The following is a 24468-nucleotide window of genomic DNA, read 5'->3' on the forward strand; positions in this document are numbered from 1 at the left end:
CGAGAACAGCGAGAAGAACACCGTGACCACGTACGACTACGAGAAGGACGGCGCGGCCATCTACCGCCAGTCCTTCGCCACCATCCGCGCGGAGGCGGACCTCGCGGGCCTGCCCGCCGACGTCAGCCAGGTCGCGGTCCGGATGATCCACGCCTGCGGGATGGTCGACCTCGTACGGGACCTGGCCTACACCCCCGACGTGGTGGCCCGCGCCCGCGAGGCCCTGCGCGCGGGCGCACCCGTCTTCACCGACGTGCGGATGGTGGCCAGCGGGGTGACGCGCAAGCGGCTGCCCGCCGACAACGACGTGCTCTGCACGCTCTTGGACCCGGCCGTCCCGGAGCTGGCCGCGAAGCTCGGCACCACCCGCAGCGCCGCCGCGCTGGAGCTGTGGCGGGACCGGCTGGAGGGCTCGGTCGTCGCCGTCGGCAACGCGCCCACCGCCCTCTTCCGGCTCCTGGAGATGATCGAGGAGGGCGCGCCCCGCCCGGCCGCCGTCATCGGGGTCCCCGTCGGTTTCGTCGGCGCGGCCGAGTCCAAGGACGCCCTGGCCGAACACCCGTCGGGCCTGGAGTACCTGGTCGTACGCGGCCGTCGCGGAGGCAGCGCCATCGCCGCCGCCGCGCTCAACGCGATCGCGAGCGAGGAAGAGTGAGCGGGAAGCTGTACGGCGTCGGGCTCGGTCCAGGCGACCCGTCCCTGATGACCGTCCGGGCCGTCGAGGTCATCGCCGGGGCGGATGTGATCGCGTACCACAGCGCCCGGCACGGCCGGTCCATCGCCCGCTCGATCGCGGCGCGCCACATCCGTGCCGACCACATCGAGGAACCGCTGGTCTATCCGGTCACGACGGAGACGACGGACCACCCCGGCGGCTACCAGGGCGCCCTGGCGGAGTTCTACGCGGAGGCGTCGGCGAGGCTGGCCGCGCACCTCGACGCCGGCCGGACGGTCGCCGTCCTCGCGGAGGGCGACCCGCTCTTCTACGGCTCCTACATGCACATGCACAAGCGGCTCGCCGGCCGCTACGCCACCGAGGTGATCCCGGGCGTCACCTCCGTGTCCGCCGCCGCGGCCCGCCTGGGCACGCCGCTCGCGGAGGGCGAGGAGGTGCTCACGATCCTGCCGGGCACCCTGCCCGAGGAGGAGCTGACCGCCCGGCTCGCCGCCACGGACGCGGCGGTGGTCATGAAGCTGGGGCGCACCTTCCCCAAGGTGCGACGGGCGCTTCGGGATTCGGGGCGGCTGGGTGAGGCCCGGTACGTCGAGCGGGCCACCATGAGCGGGGAGCGCCTCGCCGAACTGGCCGCCGTGGAGCCGGAGTCGGTGCCGTACTTCTCGGTGGCCGTCCTGCCCAGCCGGGTCGACGCCGCGCCTGCCGTGCCGGAGCGGGGGGAGGTCGTGGTGGTCGGGACGGGGCCGGCCGGGCCGCTGTGGCTGACCCCGCAGACGCGGGGTGCGCTCACCGCCGCGGACGATCTCGTCGGCTACACCACCTACCTGGACCGGGTCCCGGTCCGTCCCGGTCAGCGCCGCCACGGTTCCGACAACCGGGTCGAGGCCGAGCGGGCCGAGTTCGCGCTCCAACTCGCCCAGCGGGGGCGGCGGGTGGCCGTCGTCTCCGGCGGTGACCCGGGAGTCTTCGCGATGGCCACGGCCGTACTGGAGGCCGCCTCGGCGAAGGAGTACGCGGACGTACGCGTGCGGGTGCTGCCCGGGGTCACCGCGGCCAACGCGGCCGCCGCTCGCGCCGGTGCCCCGCTCGGGCACGACTACGCCGCCATCTCCCTCTCCGACCGGCTCAAGCCCTGGGAGGTCATCGCCGGACGACTGCGCGCGGCGGCCTCCGCGGACCTGGTGCTGGCCCTGTACAACCCCGGCTCCCGCAGCCGCACCTGGCAGGTGGGCAGGGCCCGCGACCTGCTGCTGGAGCACCGGGCGCCGGACACGCCGGTGGTGGTCGCGCGGGACGTCGGGGGTGCCGGCGAGCGGGTGCGGGTCGTGCGGCTGGCGAAGCTCGATCCGGCCGAGGTCGACATGCGGACGATCCTGCTGGTCGGTTCCTCGCAGACGCGGGTCGTACGGCGGGCGGACGGCGAGGAGATCGTCTGGACGCCTCGCCGTTACCCGGAGACCTGAGCGGCCTGCGACGGCCGGCGCTACAGCGTCGAGGCCCGCTGTTCGGCGGGGTCGGGCCCCTGGGCCGGCCCCGCCGTCCACTTCTCCTCGATCCGCCCCACCTTCCACACCAGCAGGGCGACCGCCCAGGTCGCGAAGAACAGCCCGACGATGACGTACCCGATGGTGTTCAGGTCCAGCCCGGACACCCAGTCCCAGAAAGCACCGTGCAGACCTGCCTTCTCCGCGATCAGGCCCAGCAGTTCGACCGTGCCGACGAGGAGCGCGACGGCCACGGACAGGCCGGTCACGGTGAGGTTGTAGTAGACCTTGCGGACGGGCTTGGAGAAGGCCCAGCCGTAGGCGAAGTTCATGAACGTGCCGTCGATCGTGTCGAGCAGCGACATGCCGGCCGCGAACAGGACGGGCAGGCACAGGATCGCGTACCAGGGCAGTCCGGAGGCGGCGCCCGAGCCGGCCAGGACGAGGAGCGCGACCTCGGTGGCCGTGTCGAAGCCGAGGCCGAAGAGCAGGCCCAGTGGGTACATCTGCCACGGCTTGGTGATCGACTTCATCAGGCGGCCCAGCAGTCGGTTGAGGAAGCCGCGGTTGTCGAGCTGCTCCTCCAGGGCCTCCTCGTCGAAGCGGCCGGAGCGCATCTGCCGGAAGACCTTCCAGATACCCGCCATGATCACGATGTTGATGACGGCGATGACGTAGAGGAAGGTCCCGGAGACCGTCGTACCGATCCAGCCGCTGACGTTGTGCAGGGCGGAGTCGTCGTCCCGGACCGGGCCGGCGAGTGCCTTCACACCGAGGGAGAGCAGGAAGGTCAGCGCGAAGACGATCGACGAGTGGCCGAGGGAGAACCAGAAGCCGACCGACAGCGGCCGCTGCCCCTCGCTCATCAGCTTGCGGGTGGTGTTGTCGATGGCCGCGATGTGGTCGGCGTCGAAGGCGTGCCGCATGCCGAGGGTGTAGGCGGTGACTCCGACGCCGATGCCGAAGGTCTTCGTGCCCAGGCTGTAGTGCTCCGGGGCGACGATCACCACGAGCGTGAACCAGCCGATGACGTGCAGTGCCAGGATGAAGGCGGCCATACCGCCGGCGCGGGCCCACTCCTTGCGGGTCATCGACGTGCGTATGCGGTGCCACCTCGGCGGTTGGTCGTTCTCGGCCCTTGTCCTCAGCCTCACCCTGTTTTCAGCCACACGCTCAAGCTTGCTGCGAAGAGTTTGCAGGTGAGATCAGGATGCGGCAAAGCCCGGGTCAGTTTTCAGCCCGCGGCTGGGAAAGTACGCCCGTGGAGCCGCTCCTCGATCCATCGGGCGGCCTGCTCGGGCCCGGCCACGACCTGCACCCCGTCGGGCACCGGCGGCCTGCGCACCACGACCACGGGCAGCCCGGCCTCCCGGGCCGCGGTCAGCTTCGGCGCGGTGGCCGCTCCCCCGCTGTCCTTCGTCACCACGACGTCGATCCGGTGGCGGCGCAGCACCTCGCGTTCCCCGGCCAGGGTGAACGGGCCGCGGTCGAGCAGCACCTCCATGCGGGGCGGGTGCGGGGGTTCGGGCGCGTCGACGGACCGTACGAGGAACCACAGGCCGTCCAGGTCCGCGAAGGCCGCCAGCCCCATGCGTCCGGTGGTCAGGAACACCCGTCGGCCGAGCGTGGGCAGCAGCCGCGCCGCCGTCTCCAGCGAGTCGGCCTCGTGCCAGTCGTCGCCCTGTGCCGGGACCCAGCTGGGGCGCCGTAGCGCGAGCAGGGGAACATGGGCGGTGGCGGCGGCCTTGGCCGCGTTGAAACTGATGGTTCCGGCGAAAGGGTGCGTGGCATCGATGAGCGCGTCCACCTCGTGCTCGCGCAGCCACGCGGCCAGCCCCTCGGCGCCGCCGAAGCCGCCCACGCGTACCTCGCCGGGCGGCAGCCGGGGCGCGGCGACGCGTCCGGCCAGGGAGTTCGTCACCCGCGGCGCGGACCCGGCGCCGGCCGCCAGGAGTTCGGCGAGACGACGGGCCTCGGTGGTCCCGCCCAGGATCAGTACGTGCACGAAGTCCGGTTCCCTTCCGAAGAGTGAGGCATGAGCAGCGAGGCCAAAGGCGGCCGCAGCGCCCAACTGAAGCACACCGGCCTGCGGCACGGCTGGACCACGGGGGCCTGCGCGACCGCGGCGACCACGGCCGCGTACACCGCGCTGCTGACCGGGGAGTTTCCCGACCCGGTGACGATCACGTTGCCCAAGGGGCAGACGCCGTCGTTCGCCCTGGCCGCCGAGGAGCTGACGGGTGCGTCCGCGATGGCGGGGATCGTGAAGGACGCCGGCGACGACCCGGACGTCACCCACGGCGCGCTGGTCCGGGTCACCGTGCGGCAGTTGCCCGCCGGCGCCGGCGTCGTCTTCAGGGCCGGTCCCGGCGTGGGCACGATCACCCGCCCCGGCCTGCCCCTCCCCGTCGGCGAACCGGCCGTCAACCCGGTGCCGCGCCAGATGATGCGCGACCACATCGCCCGGGTCGCGCAGCGGTACGGCGGCACCGGCGATGTCGAACTCACCGTCTCCGTCGACCACGGCGAGGAGATCGCCCGCTCCACCTGGAACCCCCGCCTCGGCATCCTCGGCGGGCTGTCCATCCTGGGCACGACCGGCATCGTCGTGCCGTACTCGTGCTCGGCGTGGATCGACTCCATCCGGCGCGGGGTGGACGTGGCGCGGGCGGCCGGGCGCACCCATGTGGCGGGGTGCACCGGTTCCACCTCCGAGAAGACGGTCGTGGCCGAATACGGCCTCCCCGAGGACGCCCTGCTCGACATGGGCGACTTCGCGGGCGCGGTGCTGAAGTACGTCCGCCGCCATCCCGTCGGCCGCCTGACCATCTGCGGCGGCTTCGCCAAGCTCTCCAAGCTGGCCGCCGGACACCTGGACCTGCACTCCGCCCGTTCCCAGGTCGACAAGGGCTTCCTCGCCGAACTCGCCCGCCGGGGCGGCGCGGACGACGCGCTCGCCGCCGAGGTGGCCGACGCCAACACCGGACTCGCCGCGCTCCAGCTGTGCGGGGCGGCCGGGGTGCCGCTCGGCGACCTGGTCGCGACCACGGCCCGGGACGAGGCCCTGGCGGTGCTGCGCGGGGCGCCGGTCGCGGTGGACGTCATCTGTATCGACCGGGCGGGCACGATCGTGGGCCGCAGCACGGTGGCCTGAACGACGGACCCGCCCCGGCTCCGCCGGATCAGTCGCGCGCCTCCCCCACCCTGATGCGGTTCCCGTCCGGATCACGCAGCTCCAGCTCCCGTCCCCACGGCGCCTCCTCGACCCGGACACCGAACTCGGTGGCGACGGCGTCGATGTCGGCCACCCTCAGGTACACCAAGGTGTCCGGGCGCGCGTCGCCCTCGTGCTCCGACAGATAGATGCGGACCCGCCCCCGCGCGACCTCGGTGAAGACCGGCAGCCCCGGTTCGAACCGGTGCTCCCACTGCTGGACGAAACCGAGCCGCGCGTACCACCCGACCGCCTCCGTGGCGTCCCCGACCCGCAGGATCGGGATGACCTCCTCAGCAGACATGACGCTCCCGCTCCGGCGAGTACAGGTGACTGTCGCGGAACTGCTCCGCGCCCAGCGTCCGCCCGACCATGATCACGGCCGTGCGCAGCACACCGGCCTCCCTGACCTTCCCGGCGATCTCGTCGAGCGTGCCACGGATGATCAGTTCGTCGGGCCGGGAGGCATAGGCGACCACGGCGGCGGGGCAGTCGGCGCCGTAGTGCGGAAGCAGCTCACCGACCACCCGGTCCACGTACTTGGCGGCCAGGTGCAGCACGATCAGCGCGCCGCTGCGGCCGAGGGTGGCCAGGTCCTCCCCCTCGGGCATCGCGGTGGCACGGTTGGCGACCCGGGTGAGGATGACCGTCTGGCCGACCGTCGGCACGGTCAGCTCCCGCTTCAGGGAAGCGGCGGCGGCAGCGAAGGCGGGCACCCCGGGCACCACCTCGTACGGCACTCCGGCCGCGTCCAGCCGCCGCATCTGCTCGGCGACCGCGCTGAACACCGACGGGTCGCCCGAGTGCAGCCGCGCCACGTCGTGCCCCGCCTCGTGGGCGCGGACCAGCTCGGCGGTGATCTCGTCCAGGTCGAGCCGGGCGGTGTCCACCAGGCGTGCGCCCGGCGGGCATTCGGCGAGCAGTTCGCGCGGCACCAGGCTGCCCGCGTACAGGCAGACCTGGCAGGCCGCGAGCGTACGGGCGCCGCGCACCGTGATCAGGTCGGCGGCGCCGGGTCCGGCGCCGATGAAGTACACGGTCATCTGTCTGCTCCTGGACGGGGGTCGATGGTTCTCTCCGCTTTCTGTACGGCCCACTGGGTCACCGGCATCGCCTGCCGCCAGCCGGTGAAGCCGCCCACGGGGACGGCGTGGGCCACCGCGAGCCTGGTCAGTTCGCCGCCGTGGCGCCGGTGGGCGTCGGCGAGCAGCGCCTCCGACTCCAGGGTCACGGTGTTGGCGACGAGCCGCCCGCCGACGGGCAGCGCCGCCCAGCAGGCGTCGAGCAGACCGGGCGCGGTGAGCCCGCCGCCGATGAAGACCGCGTCGGGCGGGGGCAGTTCGGCCAGCACGGCGGGTGCGGCACCGGTGACGACGTGCAGTCCCGGGACGCCCAGCCGCTCGGCGTTGCGGCCGATCCGCTCGGCGCGCACGGGGTCGCGCTCGACGCTGACGGCCCGGCACGACGGGTGTGTCCGCATCCACTCGATGGCGATCGAGCCCGATCCGCCGCCGATGTCCCACAGCAGTTCACCGGGCGCGGGCGCGAGGACGCCCAGCGTGGCGGCGCGGACATGGCGTTTGGTGAGCTGTCCGTCGTGGTCGTAGGCGGTGTCGGGCAGCCCCGGCACCGCGCCGAGCCGCGGGGCGTCCGGGGCGCGTCGGCAGTCCACGGCGACGGGCGCGGCGGGCTCGTCGGGCTCGCTGTGGCGCACGGGGGTCACGGCTCGGTTCCTCGGGCTCGGCAGGGCAACGGAGAGGCACTTTACGGGGCGGTGGCCTGCACTCTCTTGGTCGGGTACACATCACCGGCGCGCCTATTGCACACTACTTGCAATAACAAGAGCAGTGCAGGAGGGGTGGGACGGATGGGCTCTCCGATCGTTCTCGGCATCGAGTCGTCCTGCGACGAGACCGGCGCGGGACTGGTCCGGGACGGGCGGCTGCTGGGGCAGGCGGTGGCGTCGAGCATGGACGAGCACGCCCGGTTCGGCGGAGTGGTGCCCGAGATCGCCTCCCGGGCGCACCTGCACGCGCTGGGTCCGGTGATCCGGCAGGCGCTGGACGAGGCCGGGCTTGGGCTGTCCGACGTCGACGCGGTCGCCGTCACCACCGGGCCCGGCCTGTCGGGCGCCCTGCAGGTGGGCGTGGCCGGGGCGAAGAGCATCGCCTACGCGCTGGGGGTGCCCCTGCACGGCGTCCATCACCTCGCCGGCCATGTCGCCGCGGACACCCTCGAACACGGCCCGCTGCCCAACCCCTGCGTGGTGCTGGTCGTCTCCGGCGGCCACACCTCCCTCCTCCTCGTCCGAGACCTGGCCCGCGATCCGATCGTCCACCTCGGCGACACCCTCGACGACGCCGCCGGGGAGTGCTTCGACAAGGTGGCGCGGGTGTTCGGGCTGCCGTATCCGGGCGGTCCGGCCATCGACCGGGCAGCGCGCGTGGGGGATCCGCGCGCTGTCCCCTTCCCCCGCCCGCTGCCGGGGTCGTACGACTTCTCCTTCTCGGGTCTGAAGACGGCCGCGGCGCGCTGGGCCGAGGGCCGTGCGGGCCGGGAGCTGCCGGTGGCGGACGGGGCGGCCTCGTTGCAGGAGGCGGTGGCGGACGTACTGACGCGCAGGGCGATGGCGGCCTGCCGGGAGTACGGCGTGGGCACGTTGGTGGTGGTGGGCGGGGTCGCCGCGAACTCGCGGGTGCGGTCGCTGGCCGAGGAGCGCTGCCGGGCCGCGGGTATCGCGCTGCGGGTGCCGCCGCTGCGGCTGTGCACGGACAACGGCGCGATGATCGCCGCCGTCGGGGATCTCCTCGTCCGGGCCGGAGCCGAACCCGCCCCGCTCGATGTGTCGATCGACCCGTCGGCACCACTGGAGTACGCGACCCTGCACCCGGTCGCGGCGGGGACGCGGGCGGTGGCGGCGTGATGACCACCGGCCTCCACGTCTTCAGGGGCCCCGAACTGCTCGCCCACGCCGACGCTCTGCGGGCCGTGTACGTCGACGCCTTCTGCGCCCCGCCCTGGAGCGAGGACGAGCAGCGGGCGACGGACTTCGTGCACCGCCTCCGGGCGAACGTACGCCGACCGGGCTTCACCGCCGTAACCGCCGTACAGGGCGGAGAGATCGCCGGCTTCGCCACCGCCTGGACCACCCCCGCCCCCTTCCCCACCGACCGTTGCTATCCCGAGGCCGCCGCCGGCCTCGGCCCCGACCACACCGCCGCCTGGCTGATCGGCGCCCGCGAGACGGACGAGCTCGCGGTCCGCCCCGCCGCTCGCGGCACCGGCCTCGCGGCCCGGCTCCTGGAAGCCGTGACGGCCGACGCCCCCGGGGGCCGCTCCTGGCTGCTGACCTCCGTCCGGTCGTCCAGGGCCATGTCCTTCTACCGCCGCCAGGGCTGGACCCAGGCCACCCACCCCTCCCCCGGCGGCCGGGGCGTCGTCGTCTTCCTCGGCCCCCGCCATCCCGCCCGGTCCCTGGCTCCTCGACCCCTGTGAGGCACACCGTCGCCTGGAGCGCCCCCCGTGCGCCGCAGGTCACGGCACCGGCCCTTGGAAACAAGGGTGTTCATGCCCCGTCACCTGACGCGCCGCCGGGGGAACGCGCCAGGGAAGCGGACGAACGCCCCCTTCGCGCCCCTGGGCGCGCTTGTCAGCCACCCTGCGTGGGCACTACTGTCACCACGCCTTGGTGAACGGGAAATCCGGTGCGATACCGGTGCGGCCCTCGCCACTGTGAATCGGGAAGTCCGGCTCCAGCCCTCACGGGCAGCCACTGGGCCCTAGGGCCCGGGAAGGCGGAGCACGGGCGGTGGTACCCGTCAGCCAGGAGACCGGCCAAGGCATGTCAACCATCCACGAGGTGCTGGAGAGGGTCTGCTGAGCCATGCACATAGCCGAGGGTTTCCTGCCTCCGGCGCACGCGGTCGCCTGGGGCATCGCGTCGGCGCCGTTCGTCGTACACGGAGTCCGTTCACTCACCCGTGAGGTCAGGGAGCATCCCGAGAGCACACTGCTCCTCGGCGCCTCCGGCGCCTTCACCTTCGTCCTGTCCGCGCTGAAGCTGCCGTCGGTGACCGGGAGTTGCTCGCACCCCACCGGCACCGGACTGGGCGCCATCCTGTTCCGGCCGCCGATCATGGCGGTCCTGGGCACCATCACCCTGCTCTTCCAGGCGCTGCTGCTCGCGCACGGCGGCCTGACCACACTCGGCGCCAACGTCTTCTCGATGGCGATCGTCGGGCCCTGGGCCGGATACGCCGTCTACAAGCTGCTGCGGCGGTACGACGTGCCGCTGATGGTCGCCGTCTTCTTCGGCGCGTTCGTCGCCGACCTGTCCACCTACTGCGTCACCAGCGTCCAGCTGGCGCTCGCCTTCCCCGACCCGAGCAGCGGCTTCCTGGGCGCGCTCGGCAAGTTCGGCGCCATCTTCGCCGTCACCCAGATCCCGCTCGCGGTCAGCGAGGGCCTGCTCACAGTGCTCGTCATGCGGCTGCTGGTGCAGTCCAGCAAGGGTGAACTGACCCGGCTGGGCGTGCTCCTCGCCAAGAAGCAGTCCAGGAGCGAGACCGAGGCGGTGGCCCGATGAGCAAGAACACGAAGATCAACATCCTGCTGCTGCTCGTCGTGGCCGCGCTCGCCGTCCTGCCGCTCGCTCTCGGCCTCGGCGACCACAAGGAAGAGCCGTTCACCGGGGCCGACGGCGAGGCGGAGACGGCGATCACCGAGATCGAGCCCGACTACGAGCCGTGGTTCTCGCCGCTGTACGAGCCGCCCTCCGGCGAGATCGAGTCGGCGCTGTTCTCTCTCCAGGCGGCCCTCGGGGCCGGGGTGCTCGCCTACTACTTCGGCCTGCACCGGGGGCGGCGGCAGGGAGAGCAGCGGGCCAGGGAACAGGAGGCCGAACGCGTGCCCGGCGGCACCGCCGGGGAGCCCCCCGCCGACGAGGACTGAGCCCGCGTGCTGCCGATCGACGCGGCGGCGCACAGCAGTCGCTGGCGCCGCCGTCACCCCGTGGACAAGGCCGTGCTCGGGCTCGGCCTCACCGTGCTCGCGATCTCGCTGCCGCCCTGGCCGGGTGCCGCACTGGTCCTGGTCACCGCCCTCGCCGTCCTGCTGGGGCCGGCGGGCGTGCCCACCCGCAGACTGTGGCGCGCCTACCGTGTGCCGCTGGGCTTCTGCGTGACCGGCGCGGTCACGCTGCTCGTCCAGGTCGGCGGCCCGGAGGGCTTCGTGTCCCTCGCCGACGACGGTCCGTCGCGGGCCGGGGAGTTGCTGCTGCGCACCTCGGCGGCCTCCCTCGGGGTGCTGCTGTTCGCGTTCACCACACCGATGTCGGACCTGCTGCCCCGCCTGGTCAGGGCGGGCGTGCCGGCGCCCGTCGTCGACGTCGCCCTGGTGACGTACCGCATGAGCTTTCTGCTCCTGGATTCCGTACGGCTCATCCGGGACGCCCAGGCCGCCCGGCTCGGGCACACCAGCCGGGCCGCGGAGTGGCGTTCCCTGGCCGGGCTCGGCGCCACCGCCTTCGTACGGGCCTTCGACCGGGCGGCCCGGCTCCAGACCGGTCTCGCCGGGCGCGGCTACGACGGCACCCTGCGCGTCCTGGTACCCGAGGCCCGGGTCTCCGTCCGCTTCACGGCCGCGAGCTGCGCGCTCCTCGCAACGCTGGCCGCCCTCACCCTCGTACTGGAAAAGGCCCTGCCATGAGCGAGCCCACCGCCCTGGTCGCCCTGCGGGGCGCTTCCTACGCCTACGAGGACGGCCCCGTCGTCCTCGACGGCCTCGACTTCGACGTGCACGAGGGGCGCGCGCTGGCGCTGCTCGGCCGCAACGGTAGCGGCAAGACCACGCTGATGCGCCTGCTCAGCGGCGGACTCCGGCCGGACCGGGGCCGGTTGACGGTGGAGGGTACGCCGGTCACCTACGACCGCACGGGGCTGACCCGGCTGCGGACCACCGTCCAGCTGGTCGTGCAGGACCCCGACGACCAGCTCTTCGCGGCGTCCGTCGGCCAGGACGTCTCCTTCGGCCCGCTGAACCTCGGCCTGCCGGACGCCGAGGTGCGGGCGCGGGTCGACGAGGCGCTCGCCGCCCTGGACATCACCGCGCTGGCCGACCGGCCCACGCACCTGCTGTCGTACGGGCAGCGCAAGCGCACGGCCATCGCGGGCGCGGTGGCGATGCGGCCCCGCGTGCTGATCCTGGACGAGCCGACCGCCGGGCTCGACCCCGACGGCCAGGAACGCCTGCTCGCCACCCTCGACGGGCTGCGCGCGAGCGGCACCACGGTGGTCATGGCCACCCACGACGTCGACCTCGCCCTGCGCTGGGCCGACGACGCGGCGCTGCTCACCCCGTCCGGCGTACGCACCGGATCCGCGCCCGCGATGCTGGCCCGCACCGATCTCCTCCGGCAGGCCGGCCTGCGGCTGCCGTGGGGCATCGCGGCAGCCCGGCTCCTGCGCTCACACGGCCTGTTGACCGACCCCGCCGCGGGCCCGCGCACCCCCGACGACCTGGCCGCCCTGGCCTCGGCACCCGGCACCGAACCACTGCCCGCCGACGGCTGAGACGGGCCAGCCATCCGGGCCCCCGGGCGCCCCTCGCCTCCGCCCCGGAGCGGGACAGCGAACCGGCGGATCCCCCGCCGGTTCGCCTACGCGTACGCCCCCGGACAACTCACGCCCGGTGAATCCGGTCCAGAAACTCACCGTCTCCGTTTCCGCCTCCGCCAGCCTCGACCCGGACGGCGAGACGCTCCGCGTCACCGGCTCCGGCTACGACGCGGCCAAGGCCGTCCACGTCGCCCTGTGCAAGGACAACGGCGACAACCGCGTCCCCAGCCCGTGCATGGGCGGCGCCGACGAGAACGGCACCGGCAGTTCCTCGCAGTGGATCGTCCCCGAGGGCGACGAGTACGCGGGCGACTTGGCCGTCCACTGGGGCGCGGGCGGCACCTTCGACGTCCGGATCGACGCCAAGGCCAAGGACAGCGGCCTCGACTGCACCAAGGTCGCCTGCTCGGTCGTCACCCGCGTCGACCACCGCAACCCCGGCGACCGCTCCCAGGACGTCAAGGTCCCGGTCGGCTTCGTCGGGCAGGACCCGGTGGACACCGACGACGGCACCGGCGGCACGGGCGGGACCGGCGGCTCCGGTACGAGCCCGACGGGCGGCGCCACCGGCGGGTCCGGCGGCACGGACACCGCCGCGGGCACGGGCGGATCCGGCGGCACCGGCACCTCCACCGCGGGCGGCAGCCTCGCCTCCACCGGTGTCACGGTGCTCTCCGTGGCCGCGATCGCGGCAGCGCTGCCGGCCGCGGGCTGGGCGGCGTACCGCCGGGGTCGTACCGTCGGCTGACCAGGTCGTGGCGGGTGGGGCCGGCGTGCTCCACCCGCCACCTCCCGTCACGCCGTACGGCCCGCCACCAGCCACTTCGACGGCAGCTCGATCCGGGTGCCGTCGGGACCGTACTCCGTGGTGACCAGCGGCAGTTCGCCGCTCGCGAGGACGGTGAGCCCGGCCGTGCGCAGATACTCGGGCACCGCCTCGTCGGCCACCTCGCCGGGCGCGATGCCGTGCCGGAAGACGGGGGCCAGCTTGGGCGGTGGTCCCGCCGGGCTCTGGGCCAGGCCCATGAGGACGGGCTTGGCGGACTCGGAGAGTTCGACGAGGAAGGCCCGGCCCCGCTCGCCGACCAGTGTGGCGATGCCGTTCACCAGCGACTGCCGGTCGTCGGGCTCGGCCTGGTGCAGCACACCGCGCATATAGACGTTGGCGTCGCCGAGTTCGGCGTGCAGCGTCTGCGCCTCGGCCTTCTCCACGGCGTCGAACAGCCGGTACGTCGCCTGCCCGGCGGGGTCGGCCTGCCGGGCATGGTCGAGGGCCGCGGCGGCCAGGTCGGCGCCGACCACATGGGGGAAGCGGTCGGCGAGGAAGCGCGTCTGGGTGCCGTTGCCGCAGCCGAGGTCCACCATCGGCAGGCCCGGATGGGTCAGGTGCGCCTCGAAGAGGGTCAGGTGGCGGCCGACGGTCAGAGCCGGTTCCGCGTCCCAGAACACCGCCCCCTGTTCGCCGGGCGCTTCCTGCCAGAAGCCCTCCCAGGCCTCCCGGTACCGACTCGTCACGCTCATGACCGACTCCCCAGGGTGCGACGCCGACCCGTCGTGCAGTGACGGGCGAGTACGGTTTATCGCGGCACGAAGACAGCGACAAGCGCGTGGCGCGTTCCTTCACTCCGCATTCGATACTCGTCCGTCGTCGGGCACCCTTCGGGGCACAGCCGGTCAGCGTCGTGGGAGCGTGAGTTCGAACCAGACGGTCTTTCCGGCGCTCGTCCGGCTGGTGCCCCACTCGCGCGCGAGCGTGCTCACCACGCGCAGCCCGCGCCCGGTCTCCTCGCCGGAGCCCGCGTTCAGCAGGGTCGGCAGATCGTGGTCGTCGTCGTCCACCTCGCACAACAGCGTGTCGCCGCGGACGAGACGCAGTTCGACGGGGCGGCTGTGGGAATGCCGTACGGCGTTGGTGACGAGCTCGCTGACCAGCACCTCGGCGGTGTACGCGAGCTTGGCCAGTCCCCACTCGTGCAGCTGTTCCCGGACGACCGCGCGGGCCCGGCCGACCTCCACCGGGTCGAGAGGGAGCCGCCATTCGGCGACGTCCTCGGGTGCGATGCCGTTGAGGCGGGCCATCAGCAGGGCGACGTCGTCCTTGCGGCCGCCGCGCCCGGCTTTTGCGAAGGTCACCGCGAGGGCGCGGATGATCGTGTCGCAGGCGTCGTCCATCGACGCGGCCGGGTGGGCGGCGGACTCGCAGAGGGTCGCGAGCCCGACACCGATGTCCTCGCCGCGCACCTCGACCAGTCCGTCGGTGCACATCACGATCCGGTCGCCGGGCCGCACGCGCACGCGTACCGCCTCGAAGGGCACCCCGCCGACGCCGATCGGCGCGCCCGTGGGCAGGTCGAGCAGCTCGCTGCGCCCGTCGTCGGCGCGGACCAGGACGGGCGGGATGTGGCCCGCGTTGGCGAGGTGCAGTTCGCTCGCGATCGGGTCGTAGACGGCGTACAGACAGGTCGCGAGGTAGGTGTCGCCGAGACGCTGGGCGAGGTCGTCGAGGTTGCGCAGCAGCTGGGCGGGCGGCAGGTCGAGGGCGGCCATGGTCTGCACGGCCGTACGCAACTGGCCCATCATCGCCGCGGAGTTGAGGCCGTGGCCCATGACGTCGCCGACGACGAGGGCGGTGCGGGCGCCGGGCAGCTTGACGGAGTCGAACCAGTCGCCGCCGACGCGCCCGAGGAGGGTGCCGGGCAGATAGCGGGTGGCGATGTCGCAGCCCGCCCTGCGGGGCGGGATGTGCGGCAGCATGCTGTCCTGGAGGGTCTCGGCGACGCTCTCCTGGTAGGTGTACATGCGCGCGTTGTCGAGGACGAGGCCCGCGCGGGCGGCGAGCTCGGCGCCGGTGACGCGGTCCATGTCGTTGAAGACGGGCCGCTCGGGGTGGCGCAGCAGGATCATGAAGCCGAGCACCACATTGCGGGCCTTGAGCGGCACAACCAGCATGGAGCGGTGGGTGATGAGCGGCCGGATGTCACGCTTCTCGAACTGGGAGGCGATGGCGTGCCCCATCTCCTCGGTGATGCGCGGCACCAGGACGGGCTCGCCGGTGGTCATGCACTGGAAGAACGGCGTGTGGGCCGGAAAGGGCATGGCCTCTCCGACCGGCACGACGTCGTCCCAGCGGCCGGGTTCGTCGGTGTGCTCGACGGCCACCCGGTGCCACATGGTGGTGGTGTCGGGCACGCCGTCGGGGAATCCCTCGCCGGCGACGACCTGTTCGCGCAGATAGGTGCCGGCGACGTCGGTGAAGCGGGGCACGACGGCCTTGCTGACCTCGATGATGGTCTGGGCCAGGTCGAGGGAGGTGCCGATACGGCCGCTGACCTCGTTGAGGAACTCCAGGCGTTCGCGTACGGCGACGTACTCGAGGTCCTCGCCGTCGTCGTACTCCTGCGGTAACGGCAGGCCTTCGGCGGCGGCCCGTGCGGCGCGCTCGCGCCGGGCTCTGCGCTCGACGCGCCGGGGCACACCCCAGTCGGGGGTGACCGGCACCCGGTCGTTCTGGCTGAACTCCAGCACGGGATAGCCCAGTTCGAGGATCTGCCCGACGATGCGGGCGCTCTCCTCGACGCTCATGCTGGGCAGGATCTCGGGGAGTTTGCCCGCGAGTTCCTCGGCGCCGGGGAAGTCGGTGTGCAGGGCGAAGCCGGGGGCGACGCGCTCGAAGCCGGTGTCCTGGTCGCGGGCGTCGCGGGCGTCCTGCTGGAGTCCGCCCACGTCGGCGCCGAGCACCAGGAGCCGCTCCGGTCCGGGTCCCACCAGCGGGTAGGCCCACCACAGTACGTCGACACGGCCGCGGTCCCGCTCGGGCACGGTGAGACGGGCGCGGCCCGCGGCCGGGTAGAACAGCCGCCCGTCGAGGGACGATTCGAGATCGTGGCCGAGACCGTCGTACGCCGTGTACGCCCCGTACGGCGAGAGGTCGTCGTCCTCGGGCAGCGCTCCGGAGACGGGCAGCAGATCGAGGGCCGGGCGGCCGATCGCCTCCTCCTTGGCGGCGCCGAACAGGCGTCGCGCGCCGGAGCTCCAGTGGGAGACGAGGCCCTCGCGGTCCACCACGACCACGGCCAGCGGGATGCGGCCGGCCGCGGCGTGTTCCGTCACCGCGCCGTCCCTCTCGGTGCCACGGTTCATGGCCCAGGCCCTCTCTCCCCACGGCTCAACAAGATCTGTGCCGCCCACACCACCGTACGGCTCCCGACGGAGGTGATGTGCGGCAATACGGGAATTGATGTGACGGCGGCTCAGTCCTCGTGCCCCAGCTGAAGATCGCGTTCCGTCCGGCCCCCGCCGGCGACTTGGAGCACGGTGGCGACCGGCGGGTAACCCGCGGCGATGACGGTGTACTCGCCGGAGGAGAGGTGACCGAACCGGAAGGTTCCGTCGGGGCCGGTGGTCAGGGTGTCCACGACGTTGCCGGCCAGGTCGAGGAGCGTCACCCGCGCGTCCTCGACGGGCCGTCCGCCGCCCGCCCGCACGGTGCCGCGCAGCAGGGCGCCGCCGGCGAGTTCGATGTCCTGGCGGGTCTCCCGGGCCGCCTTGACCGTGACGGGGACGGCGGCCGGGCGGAAGGCGGCCGAGCTCGCGGCGAGGGTGTACTCGCCGGCGACCAGCTCGGTGAGGACGTAACCGCCCTCGCGGCAGCTGCGGGTCGTGGCGACGACCTCGCCGTGGACGTCGGTGAGCGTGACGGTGGCGTCCACCGGCGTGCCGTCCGGGGTGAGCACTCTTCCGGCGAGGCGTCCGGCGCCGCCGAGGAGGAGGTCCAGTTCGACGGGGTGATCGCCGACGGTCACGGAGACGGCCTGCGGCTGGTGGCCGCCCGCCGCGGCGATCATGACGTAGGTCCCCGAGCCCGGCGCCGTCAGCGCGAACCGCCCGTCCTCGCCGCTCGCGCCGCGCCCGACCTGTTGTCCGGCGGTGTCGATGAGGGTGAGGGCCGCACGCGGTACGACGGTCCCGTCGGGGTGCTGCACCGTGCCGCGGACGGGGACGGGGACGGGGTACGGCAAGCGGGCCGGGGGGATCGGGGGGTGCACCGGCTCCGCTTCCGTCTCCGGGGCCGGGGCCGGGGCGTCGTGGGACACCAGCGGTTTCTCCTTGAGGAAGAAGGCGATGAGCAGGCCGACAACGAGCACCGGCACCAGATAGAGGAAGATGCGCGGCATGGCCTCGGCGTAGGCCCGGATGTAGCCGTCACGCAGCTCCGGAGGCATCGCGTGGACGAGCTGCGGGGTGAGGGACTCGGGGGCGGGCAGCTCGCCGCCCGCGCGCGTGGGGAGGTGTTCGGTCAGCGCGTCGGCGAGCCGGTCGGCGAAGAGGGTGCCGAAGATCGCCGCGCCGACACTGCCGCCGATCTGCCGGAAGTAGTTGTTGGCGCTGGTGGCGGTGCCGAGGTCGGCGGGCCGCACGGAGTTCTGCACGGCGAGGATCAGGACCGGCATCACCATGCCGATGCCGGCGCCGAGCACGGCCATCCAGATGCTGTAGTGCAGCCGGGGCGTGTCGGCTTCGAGGCGGGACAGCAGCCACATGCCGACGACCGAGAGCGCGCTGCCGAGCACGGGGTAGATCTTGTAGCGGCCGGTGTGGCTGATGAGCTGGCCGCAGACGATCGAGGCGCCGACGATGCCGCCCGTCATCGGCAGCATCAGCAGGCCCGACTCGGTGGCCGTGGCGCCGTCGACCATCTGCAGGAAGGTCGGCAGATAGCCGGCCGCGCCGAACAGGGCGACGCCGATCACGAGACCGACCAGGCCGGTGACGGTGAAGACGGAGTCCCGGAACAGCCGGAGCGGGATGAGGGGTTCGACGGCGAAGTGCTCGGCGACGAGGAAGAGGACGGTGGCGACGGCCGCGCCGGCACCGAGGCCGAGGATCACGCGGGAGTCCCAGGCGTACTCGGTGCCGCCCCAACTGGTCAGCAGGACCAGGCAGGTGGATGCGGCGGCGAGCAGCAGGGAGCCGAGGACGTCGAGCCGGGGCCTGGCCTGCGGCTTGGGCAGCTTCAGTACGACGGCGACGACGGCCAGGGTCACGAGGCCGAAGGGGACGTTGATGTAGAAGCACCACCGCCAGGGGAGGTGGTCCGTGAAGTAGCCGCCCAGCAGGGGTCCGGCGACCGAGGCGAGGCCGAACGCGGCGCCGATCAGGCCCATGAAGCGGCCGCGCTCCCGGGCCGGCACGATGTCCGCGACGATCGCCTGGACGCCGATCATGAGCCCGCCCGCGCCGACGCCCTGGATCGCGCGGTAGGCGATCAGCTGGTCCATGGTCTCGGCCCGCCCGGCGAGCGCGGAGCCCGCGACGAAGACGACGATCGCGAACTGGAAGACGCCCTTGCGGCCGAGGAGGTCACCGAGCTTGCCGTAGATCGGCAGACCGACGGTGGCGGTGAGCAGGTAGGCGGTGATCGCCCAGGACATCCTGTCCAGACCGTGCAGCTCACCGACGATCTTCGGCAGCGCGGTGGCGACGATCATCTGCTCCAGCGCGGCCAGCAGCAGCGCGAGCAGCAGCCCGAAGAAGACCAGCCGCACCCGGCGCGGACCGAGCTCGACGCCCGGGGCCTGCGCGGGAGCGGGGGCGTCCGGGGGTGCCGCGGCCGGTTCGTTCTGTACCAGAGTGATCCCGCCCATGTGCCGCTCCCCTCGTCGCGCTGCCGCACAATTGCCGCGTAAGCGACAACTACCGGCAAGCGCGACGAGTTACGGCGCCCAGTCGGGTGGGGGAAGGATCCACTCGATCCGGTGAGAGGGCCAACGTCCGCCGGGGATCAGCGCGTTGGCCCGGGCCGCACGGTTACTTCTCGACCTCGGCGGCGAGCTTGGCGAGCACCTGGTCGTAGATCCGGCCGAGGCCCTTGGGGGCGAAGGTCCTCTCGAAGAAGCCGCCGATGCCGCCGGCGCCGGTCCAGGTGGTGGTCACGACGACGCGGGAGCTGCCCTCGCCGGCCGGGGTGACCCGCCAGGTGGTGACCATGGAGGAGTTGCGGTCCTTCTCGACGAGCTCGCCGTCGGTGGGCTCACTGACCTCCAGGAGGCAGTCGCGTACGCGCTTGCTGGTGGCCTGGAGCTTCCAGTGGACGAGGGTGCCCTCGCCGTCGCCGCCCTCGCGCACCTCGTACTCACTGAAGTGCTCGGGGAGCAGCTTCGCGCGCGTGCCGCTGTAGTCGGCGAGGGCGTCGAACACCTTCTCCGCGTCCGCCGCGACGACCCGCTCCGTAGTGGCCTCGACCTGCGCCATTGACTTCCTCCAGGACCAGAATTCTCGGGGGTTGGGGCAAGCCAACCACCCCGCTCCCGGACCGCCCAAATCGGGGTCCCGACGAGTCCCCGAAGCGATCGCACACCGATCGGAAACGAAGCGGGGCAGAGGTCGCACGATCAAGGGAACATGTGTTCTATTCTTGGGGCAGTGCTATCGAGGAGGCGTCATGCGCTGGGAGAACCTCACCCTGGAGTCCGACCACAGCCGGGCCGATGCCACGCTGTTCGGTGCGGACGCGGTGACCACCCGCACGATCGACACCCCGGAGTTCCGTGGCATCACCTTCCACGAGATCCGGGCCCGCTCGATCATCAACCGGGTGCCGGGCGCCTCGCGCATGCCCTTCGAATGGACGGTCAATCCCTATCGTGGCTGCACGCACGCGTGCGTGTACTGCTTCGCCCGCAAGACCCACAGCTATCTGGACCTCGACACGGGCCTCGGCTTCGACTCCCAGATCGTGGTCAAGGTGAACGCGCCGGAGCTGCTGCGCCGCCAGCTGGCCTCACCCCGCTGGCAGGGCGAGCACATAGCCATGGGCACGAACGTCGACTGCTACCAGCGGGCGGAGGGCCGCTACCGCCTGATGCCGGGCATTCTCAGCGCCCTGCGCGACCACGCCAACCCCTACTCGATCCTGACCAAGGGCACGCTGATCCTGCGCGACCTGGAGCTGCTGAAGCAGTCGGCGGAGGTGACGGACGTCGGCGTCTGCGTCTCGGTCGGCTTCACCGACCCCGAGCTGTGGCGCACCGTGGAGCCGGGCACGCCCGCGCCCGAGCGGCGCCTGGACGTCGTACGGACCCTCACCGAGCACGGGCTCGGGTGCGGTGTGCTGATGGCGCCGGTGATTCCCTTCCTGAGCGACCACCCGGCCCAACTGCGGGCCACGGTGCGCGCGATCGCCGCCTCCGGAGCCACCTCCGTCACCCCGCTGGTGCTGCATCTGCGGCCCGGGGCCCGCGAGTGGTTCATGGCCTGGCTCGGCCGGGAGCACCCGCATCTGGTGCGCCGTTACGAGCGGCTGTACGCGAACGGCGCCTACGCGCCCAAGTGGTACCAGCGCCGGATCACCCGTCAGGTCCACGATCTGGCTCAGGAGTACGGCATCGGCCCCACGCGCGCGGGCATGCCCCGGCGGATCCGCGAGCCCGAGCCGACCGAGCACGCGCTGACCGAACCGACCCAACTCTCGCTCCTTTGAGAGCATCGGAGCGTATCTCTCGACCCAATCGGGTCAACTCTCGCCACAACGAGTTCCTCCGGGCGCCCCTCTCGGGACGATGCGGCCAGGGCCGTGACCTTCGCGGTCCGACACCCTCCGTCCTGGGAGGACCCCCATGCGAAAACGCGCAGCCGTGCTGTGCGGCGCCGCCGTCGTCGTGGCCGGGACCGTGACGGCCGTCCCCGCCGAGGCGGGCGCCGCGCACACCGCGCAAGCCGCTCAGGCCGCGTCGCTCACCTGGAAGGAGTGCGGCACGAAGAAGTACCCGACGCTGCAGTGCGCGTCCCTGGAGGTGCCGCTCGACCACACGAACCCGCGCGGACGGCGGATCACCCTCGCGCTGTCCCGTGTGCCGCACACCGCGCGGAAGTACCAGGGCCCCCTGCTGGTCAACCCCGGCGGCCCCGGCGGCAGCGGTCGCACGCTCGCAGGGTTCGTCGCCTCCGCACTGCCCGCGGCGGTGGCGGCACAGTACGACGTCATCGGCTTCGACCCGCGCGGCGTCGGCCGGAGCAGGCCCGCCCTGGACTGCCGGCCCGGCCACTTCGACCCGGTGCGGCCGGACTCCGTGCCGAGCACAGCGCGGATCGAGCGGGCCAACCTCCTGCGCGCCAAGGCCTTCGCGCGGGCCTGCGGCAAGAAGTACGCGGACGTGCTGCCGTACATCGACACGATCAGCGCCGCCAAGGACCTGGACCGGATCCGGGCCGCACTCGGCGCACGGCAGCTCAACTACTTCGGCTACTCGTACGGCACCTACCTCGGCGCGGTCTACGCCAAGCTCTTCCCCCAGCGGGTGCGGCGCGCGGCCCTGGACTCGGTCGTCGACCCCACCGGCGTCTGGTACGAGGACAACCTCGCGCAGGACCACGCCTTCGACGACCGGCACCGCGCCTTCATGGCGTGGGTCGCCAGGCACGACACGACGTACCGGCTCGGCACCGATCCGGCACGGGTCGAGGCCAGGTGGTACGCGATGCGGGCAGCCCTGGCCAAGACGCCGGCCGAGGGCAAGCTGGGCGCCGCCGAGCTGGAGGACACCTTCCTGCCCGGCGGTTACTACAACGGCTACTGGCCCCACCTCGCGGAGGCGTTCGCGGCATACGTGAACGACCGGGACGCCGACCCGTTGCTGGAGGCGTACGAGAGGTTCGGCGCCGCCGACGCGGCCGACGACAACGGCTACAGCGTCTACACCTCGGTGCAGTGCCGGGACGCCGCCTGGCCGCGCGACTGGCACCGGTGGCGTACGGACAACTGGGCCGTGCACGCGAAGGCGCCGTTCATGACCTGGAGCAACGCCTGGTACAACGCGCCGTGTGCGTTCTGGCCGACGCCCTCGACGCACCGGCCGATGGACATCGCCAACGGCAAGCTGCCGCCGGTGCTGCTGTTCCAGGCGACCGGCGACGCGGCCACCCCGTACGGGGGCGCCGTCACGGTCCACCGGCAGCTGGCCCGGTCCAGTCTGGTGGTCGAGCGGGGCGGCGGGAACCACGGCATCACACTGGGCGGGAACAGCTGCCTGGACAAGCACCTCGCGGCGTACCTGACCGACGGCACGGTGCCGCGCGGCCGAGGTGAGGCGGACGCGGTGTGCCAGGCACTGCCCGAGCCGAAACCGCTGAGCTCCAAGGCGGCGTCCGCGTCGACGCCCGGCGCCGAACTGCACCGGCTGCTCGGCGTCCGCCGCTGAGGGCCTGACAGCCCGTCGGGGGCGTTGTCAGACCCATGGTCCACCATGGACGCATGAGTGAGCTGACCAGGATTCCCGCCCCCGACGGGGTCGCCCCCGCGGCGCAGTACACGCACGTCGTGCTCGGCACCGGCCGTTTCGTCGCCGTCTCCGGCCAGCTCGCCCTGGACGAGGACGGCAGGCTCGTCGGCGAGGGCGACCCGGCGGCCCAGGCCCGCCAGGTCTTCGAGAACCTGCGGCGCTGTCTGGCCGCCGCCGGCGCCACCTTCGACGACGTGGTCAAGCTCACCTACTTCCTCACGGACATGGCGCACCTGCCCGCCGTGCGAGCGGCCCGCGCCGAGCACATACCCGACGACCGGCTGCCGGCCGCGTCGGCGGTGCGGGTGGCCGGGCTGGTGCGGCCGGAGTTCCTCATGGAGATCGAGGCGTTCGCGGTGGTGCCGGGTTAAGCGGTGGTGCCGGGTTAATCGGAGGCCGACACGGGCGGGCGGTCTCTAGGGTGCCGTCATGAACGACGACCGCATACGGGTCCGCCCCATGACCCTGGCCGACTGCGACCGTGTCGCCGAGATCCGCATCGGCGGCTGGCAGAACGCCTACCGAGGCCTCGTCCCGCAGCCGTACCTGGACGCCCTGGACGTGGCGGAGGACGCCGAACGCCGCCGCGCCCATCTCGCGCAGGCCGACGGCAGTGTGGTGAACCTGGTCGCGGAGCGCGGCGGGCAGGTCGTCGGCTGGGCCTGCCACGGCCCCTACCGCGACGGCGAAGCGCGCACCGAGGACGCCGAGTTGTACGCCCTCTACGTGGACCCGGCGCACTACGGCAACGGCACCGGCCACGCCCTGCTCCAGGAGTCGGTACGCCGGTGCACGGCCGCCGGGCACCCCCGCATGCTCCTGTGGGTCCTCAGGGACAACACCCGCGCCCGCAAATTCTACGAGCGCGCCGACTTCCGCCCGGACGGCACCGAGGAGCCCTTCGAGGTGGACGGCGTCGAGGTACCGGAGGTCCGTTACACACGGGAGCTGCCGCCCGGCTGACGGGTCGCCAGGACATCGCCGACCGCCCCCACCGAGCTGCGGCACGGTGCGAACTGCTGACCGGCGGAGAGCCCGCTACAACATCACCGCCCAGCCGCACCGGGCCGCGGCACAGGCGCGAACTGCCGACCGGCTGACAACTCACCTCGACGTCACCAACCACCCACGCCGAGCTGCGGCACGGACGGGCACTGCTGACCGGCGGACAGCCCGCCCCGATGTCACCAACCACCCGCACCGAACTACGACACGGGCAGGAGTTGGTGACCGGCGGCGCCGATCGCTGCCACGGTCACGGACAAGCAGCTACAGATGGACCGCCGCCGCGCAAGTCGCCGGACGCCGACCCGCCGGAGATTCACAAGTGCCGCGAGCCTTCGGTCGCCGACGGCCCCAACCCCCGCGAGTCCCGTCCGATCGGCCGGAACCTCATCCCTGCCTCGGAATGCGCGCCAGCGCCTGTACGGCCGCCTCCGCCAGCGCCGGATGGGCCAACGCCTCGTTCAGGACGCGTCTGGCCCGGGTGTCGCCCAGTGCGCCGAGGCCCTCCACGCAGGCGAGGGCGACACGGCGGTAGGGGTCGTGGGGGCGCAGCCGTCGCTCCAGGGTGGTGATCAGCGCGGGCACGGCCTCGGGGGCGCGCAGTTCGACCAGGAGCCGGACCGGGTGCAGGGCGTAGGCGACGCGGAGTTCGTTGGTGGCCAGGGCGGCCGCCGCGCGGGCGGTGCGCGGGTCGCCGAGCCGGGCGAGGGCGTGCGCTGCGGACGCACAGCGTTGCGGATCGCGGTGGTTGAGGAGCAGGACGAGGGACTCGAAGGCCCGCCGGTCCCCCGCGAGGCCCAGCCGGAACGCGGCCAGCTCCCTGGCCCACAGCGGCTGCCCGGGCGCGGTGAGGACGTCCGCCAGTTCGTCGAGGTCCTCGGTCGCCACCAGGCGGTCGTACGCGGCCGACGCCCCGGACTCCTGCCGTAAGCGCTCCGTGAGTGATCGCAACTCTTCGTCCATGGCTCCGAGATTAGGCGTGCCGTCGGCTTCTCGGGACGTACATCACAAACACGAGGGCTGGCGTGCTCGTTACCCGGGAGTTAAGCTCAGACGAGCGAGTTACCCACTCGCACCCCTCCTTGCGGCGGCCTGGTGACGCAGTTGCCGCAAGTGCAGTCGGTTCGGTACTCAGGTACCTCAGTACGACTCGGCCACGGGACAGGGCCGGTCGGTCATCACCGCTCCTCGGACGTGT

Annotated in this window: 23 protein-coding genes, 1 pseudogene and 1 riboswitch; of the genes and pseudogenes, 14 read left to right on the forward strand and 10 right to left on the reverse strand. The window is 72.7% G+C overall.

Annotated features, from left to right (window positions below):
* Window positions 1–22 precede the first annotated feature (22 nt).
* Window positions 23–655 carry a precorrin-8X methylmutase gene (locus tag AQI70_RS12735; protein ID WP_062147792.1) on the forward strand — a complete coding sequence of 211 codons (633 nt, stop codon included), beginning with the start codon at window positions 23–25 and terminating at the stop codon, window positions 653–655.
* On the forward strand, window positions 652–2139 hold the full coding sequence (locus tag AQI70_RS12740) for a precorrin-2 C(20)-methyltransferase (protein ID WP_062147795.1): 1488 nt from the start codon (window positions 652–654) through the stop codon (window positions 2137–2139). Before AQI70_RS12735 ends, AQI70_RS12740 begins: the two co-directional genes overlap by 4 nt.
* Before the next feature lie 20 nt (window positions 2140–2159).
* On the opposite strand, the gene nicT is transcribed toward AQI70_RS12740, so the two are convergent.
* Both nicT and AQI70_RS12750 read right to left on the reverse strand, forming a co-directional pair.
* A complete protein-coding gene (gene nicT, locus AQI70_RS12745) occupies window positions 2160–3251 on the reverse strand; it encodes a Nickel transporter NicT (RefSeq protein WP_062147798.1) in 1092 nt (363 codons plus the stop codon).
* A 143-nt stretch (window positions 3252–3394) separates the two neighbouring features.
* Window positions 3395–4165 carry a cobalt-precorrin-6A reductase gene (locus AQI70_RS12750; protein ID WP_062147800.1) on the reverse strand — a complete coding sequence of 257 codons (771 nt, stop codon included), beginning with the start codon at window positions 4163–4165 and terminating at the stop codon, window positions 3395–3397.
* A 30-nt stretch (window positions 4166–4195) separates the two neighbouring features.
* Between AQI70_RS12750 and AQI70_RS12755 the strand changes: the two genes are divergently transcribed.
* Entirely contained in the window at window positions 4196–5314 is a 1119-nt protein-coding gene (locus AQI70_RS12755; protein ID WP_062147803.1) for a cobalt-precorrin-5B (C(1))-methyltransferase, read from the forward strand.
* 28 nt (window positions 5315–5342) lie between these two features.
* Here the strand turns inward: AQI70_RS12755 and AQI70_RS12760 are convergent, their stop codons facing one another.
* The 3 genes and pseudogenes from AQI70_RS12760 to cbiT all read right to left on the reverse strand — a co-directional run.
* Window positions 5343–5678 (reverse strand): glyoxalase superfamily protein, encoded by a 336-nt coding sequence (locus AQI70_RS12760; protein ID WP_062147806.1) that lies wholly within the window; start codon window positions 5676–5678, stop codon window positions 5343–5345.
* A complete protein-coding gene (cobM, locus tag AQI70_RS12765) occupies window positions 5668–6417 on the reverse strand; it encodes a precorrin-4 C(11)-methyltransferase (RefSeq protein ID WP_062147809.1) in 750 nt (249 codons plus the stop codon). Before cobM ends, AQI70_RS12760 begins: the two co-directional genes overlap by 11 nt.
* Window positions 6414–7058, reverse strand: a pseudogene (gene cbiT / locus AQI70_RS12770) (precorrin-6Y C5,15-methyltransferase (decarboxylating) subunit CbiT); the annotation flags it as partial. The gene cobM and the pseudogene cbiT, both read right to left, overlap by 4 nt.
* 183 nt (window positions 7059–7241) lie before the next feature.
* Here cbiT and tsaD point away from each other — a divergent pair.
* From tsaD to AQI70_RS40775, 7 genes are all read left to right on the forward strand, one after another.
* Window positions 7242–8297 (forward strand): tRNA (adenosine(37)-N6)-threonylcarbamoyltransferase complex transferase subunit TsaD, encoded by a 1056-nt coding sequence (gene tsaD / locus AQI70_RS12775; protein ID WP_062147812.1) that lies wholly within the window; start codon window positions 7242–7244, stop codon window positions 8295–8297.
* Entirely contained in the window at window positions 8297–8869 is a 573-nt protein-coding gene (locus AQI70_RS12780) for a GNAT family N-acetyltransferase (RefSeq protein WP_062147815.1), read from the forward strand. Before tsaD ends, AQI70_RS12780 begins: the two co-directional genes overlap by 1 nt.
* Window positions 8870–9043: 174 nt before the next feature.
* A riboswitch (cobalamin riboswitch) is annotated at window positions 9044–9227 on the forward strand.
* A 30-nt stretch (window positions 9228–9257) separates the two neighbouring features.
* Window positions 9258–9959, forward strand: a complete 702-nt coding sequence (locus AQI70_RS12785; protein WP_062147819.1) for an energy-coupling factor ABC transporter permease — start codon at window positions 9258–9260, stop codon at window positions 9957–9959.
* Window positions 9956–10324 (forward strand): energy-coupling factor ABC transporter substrate-binding protein, encoded by a 369-nt coding sequence (locus tag AQI70_RS12790; RefSeq protein ID WP_062147822.1) that lies wholly within the window; start codon window positions 9956–9958, stop codon window positions 10322–10324. The genes AQI70_RS12785 and AQI70_RS12790 overlap by 4 nt, the downstream gene beginning before the upstream one ends.
* 6 nt (window positions 10325–10330) lie before the next feature.
* A complete protein-coding gene (gene cbiQ / locus AQI70_RS12795; protein WP_062147824.1) occupies window positions 10331–11080 on the forward strand; it encodes a cobalt ECF transporter T component CbiQ in 750 nt (249 codons plus the stop codon).
* Window positions 11077–11943 (forward strand): energy-coupling factor ABC transporter ATP-binding protein, encoded by an 867-nt coding sequence (locus tag AQI70_RS12800; protein WP_062147826.1) that lies wholly within the window; start codon window positions 11077–11079, stop codon window positions 11941–11943. The genes cbiQ and AQI70_RS12800 overlap by 4 nt, the downstream gene beginning before the upstream one ends.
* A 118-nt stretch (window positions 11944–12061) precedes the next feature.
* Window positions 12062–12736: a hypothetical protein gene (locus AQI70_RS40775; protein ID WP_062147828.1), complete on the forward strand. Its 675-nt coding sequence runs from the start codon at window positions 12062–12064 to the stop codon at window positions 12734–12736.
* Between the two features lie 47 nt (window positions 12737–12783).
* Here AQI70_RS40775 and AQI70_RS12810 read toward each other — a convergent pair whose 3' ends face one another.
* The 4 genes from AQI70_RS12810 to AQI70_RS12825 all read right to left on the reverse strand — a co-directional run bounded on the left by AQI70_RS12810 (window position 12784) and on the right by AQI70_RS12825 (window position 19239).
* Entirely contained in the window at window positions 12784–13509 is a 726-nt protein-coding gene (locus tag AQI70_RS12810; protein ID WP_062147830.1) for a class I SAM-dependent methyltransferase, read from the reverse strand.
* A gap of 153 nt (window positions 13510–13662) precedes the next feature.
* Window positions 13663–16128 carry a SpoIIE family protein phosphatase gene (locus AQI70_RS12815; protein WP_062147833.1) on the reverse strand — a complete coding sequence of 822 codons (2466 nt, stop codon included), beginning with the start codon at window positions 16126–16128 and terminating at the stop codon, window positions 13663–13665.
* Window positions 16129–16238: 110 nt separating this feature from the next.
* Window positions 16239–18632, reverse strand: a complete 2394-nt coding sequence (locus AQI70_RS12820) for an MFS transporter (RefSeq protein WP_062147835.1) — start codon at window positions 18630–18632, stop codon at window positions 16239–16241.
* 163 nt (window positions 18633–18795) lie between these two features.
* The gene (locus tag AQI70_RS12825) at window positions 18796–19239 is read right to left on the reverse strand and encodes an SRPBCC family protein (RefSeq protein WP_062147838.1); all 444 of its coding nucleotides are present in this window, start codon (window positions 19237–19239) and stop codon (window positions 18796–18798) included.
* A gap of 190 nt (window positions 19240–19429) precedes the next feature.
* Between AQI70_RS12825 and AQI70_RS12830 the strand changes: the two genes are divergently transcribed.
* The 4 genes from AQI70_RS12830 to AQI70_RS12845 all read left to right on the forward strand — a co-directional run bounded on the left by AQI70_RS12830 (window position 19430) and on the right by AQI70_RS12845 (window position 23228).
* Window positions 19430–20467 carry an Rv2578c family radical SAM protein gene (locus AQI70_RS12830; RefSeq protein ID WP_062147841.1) on the forward strand — a complete coding sequence of 346 codons (1038 nt, stop codon included), beginning with the start codon at window positions 19430–19432 and terminating at the stop codon, window positions 20465–20467.
* 136 nt (window positions 20468–20603) lie between these two features.
* Complete coding sequence (locus tag AQI70_RS12835) at window positions 20604–22184, forward strand: alpha/beta hydrolase (RefSeq protein ID WP_062147844.1); 1581 nt, start codon at window positions 20604–20606, stop codon at window positions 22182–22184.
* Between the two features lie 53 nt (window positions 22185–22237).
* Window positions 22238–22636 (forward strand): RidA family protein, encoded by a 399-nt coding sequence (locus AQI70_RS12840; protein ID WP_062147847.1) that lies wholly within the window; start codon window positions 22238–22240, stop codon window positions 22634–22636.
* Window positions 22637–22694: 58 nt separating this feature from the next.
* On the forward strand, window positions 22695–23228 hold the full coding sequence (locus tag AQI70_RS12845; RefSeq protein WP_062147851.1) for a GNAT family N-acetyltransferase: 534 nt from the start codon (window positions 22695–22697) through the stop codon (window positions 23226–23228).
* A 429-nt stretch (window positions 23229–23657) separates the two neighbouring features.
* Here the strand turns inward: AQI70_RS12845 and AQI70_RS12850 are convergent, their stop codons facing one another.
* Entirely contained in the window at window positions 23658–24233 is a 576-nt protein-coding gene (locus AQI70_RS12850) for an adenylosuccinate lyase (RefSeq protein ID WP_062147854.1), read from the reverse strand.
* Window positions 24234–24468 lie beyond the last annotated feature (235 nt).

The sequence above is a fragment of the Streptomyces curacoi genome, assembly GCF_001513975.1.
GTDB classification, from domain to species: Bacteria; Actinomycetota; Actinomycetes; order Streptomycetales; family Streptomycetaceae; genus Streptomyces; species Streptomyces curacoi.

Bases quoted from the DNA above. Each gene is read 5' to 3' on its own strand.
- AQI70_RS12840 (WP_062147847.1), top strand. From the start codon at position 22,238: ATGAGTGAGCTGACCAGGATTCCCGCCCCCGACGGGGTCGCCCCCGCG.
- AQI70_RS12835 (WP_062147844.1), top strand. From the start codon at position 20,604: ATGCGAAAACGCGCAGCCGTGCTGTGCGGCGCCGCCGTCGTCGTGGCC.
- AQI70_RS12850 (WP_062147854.1), bottom strand. From the start codon at position 24,233: ATGGACGAAGAGTTGCGATCACTCACGGAGCGCTTACGGCAGGAGTCC.
- AQI70_RS12780 (WP_062147815.1), top strand. From the start codon at position 8,297: ATGACCACCGGCCTCCACGTCTTCAGGGGCCCCGAACTGCTCGCCCAC.
- AQI70_RS12760 (WP_062147806.1), bottom strand. From the start codon at position 5,678: ATGTCTGCTGAGGAGGTCATCCCGATCCTGCGGGTCGGGGACGCCACG.
- tsaD (WP_062147812.1), top strand. From the start codon at position 7,242: ATGGGCTCTCCGATCGTTCTCGGCATCGAGTCGTCCTGCGACGAGACC.
- AQI70_RS12800 (WP_062147826.1), top strand. From the start codon at position 11,077: ATGAGCGAGCCCACCGCCCTGGTCGCCCTGCGGGGCGCTTCCTACGCC.
- AQI70_RS12755 (WP_062147803.1), top strand. From the start codon at position 4,196: ATGAGCAGCGAGGCCAAAGGCGGCCGCAGCGCCCAACTGAAGCACACC.
- AQI70_RS12790 (WP_062147822.1), top strand. From the start codon at position 9,956: ATGAGCAAGAACACGAAGATCAACATCCTGCTGCTGCTCGTCGTGGCC.
- nicT (WP_062147798.1), bottom strand. From the start codon at position 3,251: ATGACCCGCAAGGAGTGGGCCCGCGCCGGCGGTATGGCCGCCTTCATC.
- AQI70_RS12785 (WP_062147819.1), top strand. From the start codon at position 9,258: ATGCACATAGCCGAGGGTTTCCTGCCTCCGGCGCACGCGGTCGCCTGG.
- AQI70_RS12845 (WP_062147851.1), top strand. From the start codon at position 22,695: ATGAACGACGACCGCATACGGGTCCGCCCCATGACCCTGGCCGACTGC.
- AQI70_RS12825 (WP_062147838.1), bottom strand. From the start codon at position 19,239: ATGGCGCAGGTCGAGGCCACTACGGAGCGGGTCGTCGCGGCGGACGCG.
- AQI70_RS12820 (WP_062147835.1), bottom strand. From the start codon at position 18,632: ATGGGCGGGATCACTCTGGTACAGAACGAACCGGCCGCGGCACCCCCG.
- AQI70_RS12830 (WP_062147841.1), top strand. From the start codon at position 19,430: ATGCGCTGGGAGAACCTCACCCTGGAGTCCGACCACAGCCGGGCCGAT.
- cobM (WP_062147809.1), bottom strand. From the start codon at position 6,417: ATGACCGTGTACTTCATCGGCGCCGGACCCGGCGCCGCCGACCTGATC.
- AQI70_RS12810 (WP_062147830.1), bottom strand. From the start codon at position 13,509: ATGAGCGTGACGAGTCGGTACCGGGAGGCCTGGGAGGGCTTCTGGCAG.
- AQI70_RS12815 (WP_062147833.1), bottom strand. From the start codon at position 16,128: ATGAACCGTGGCACCGAGAGGGACGGCGCGGTGACGGAACACGCCGCG.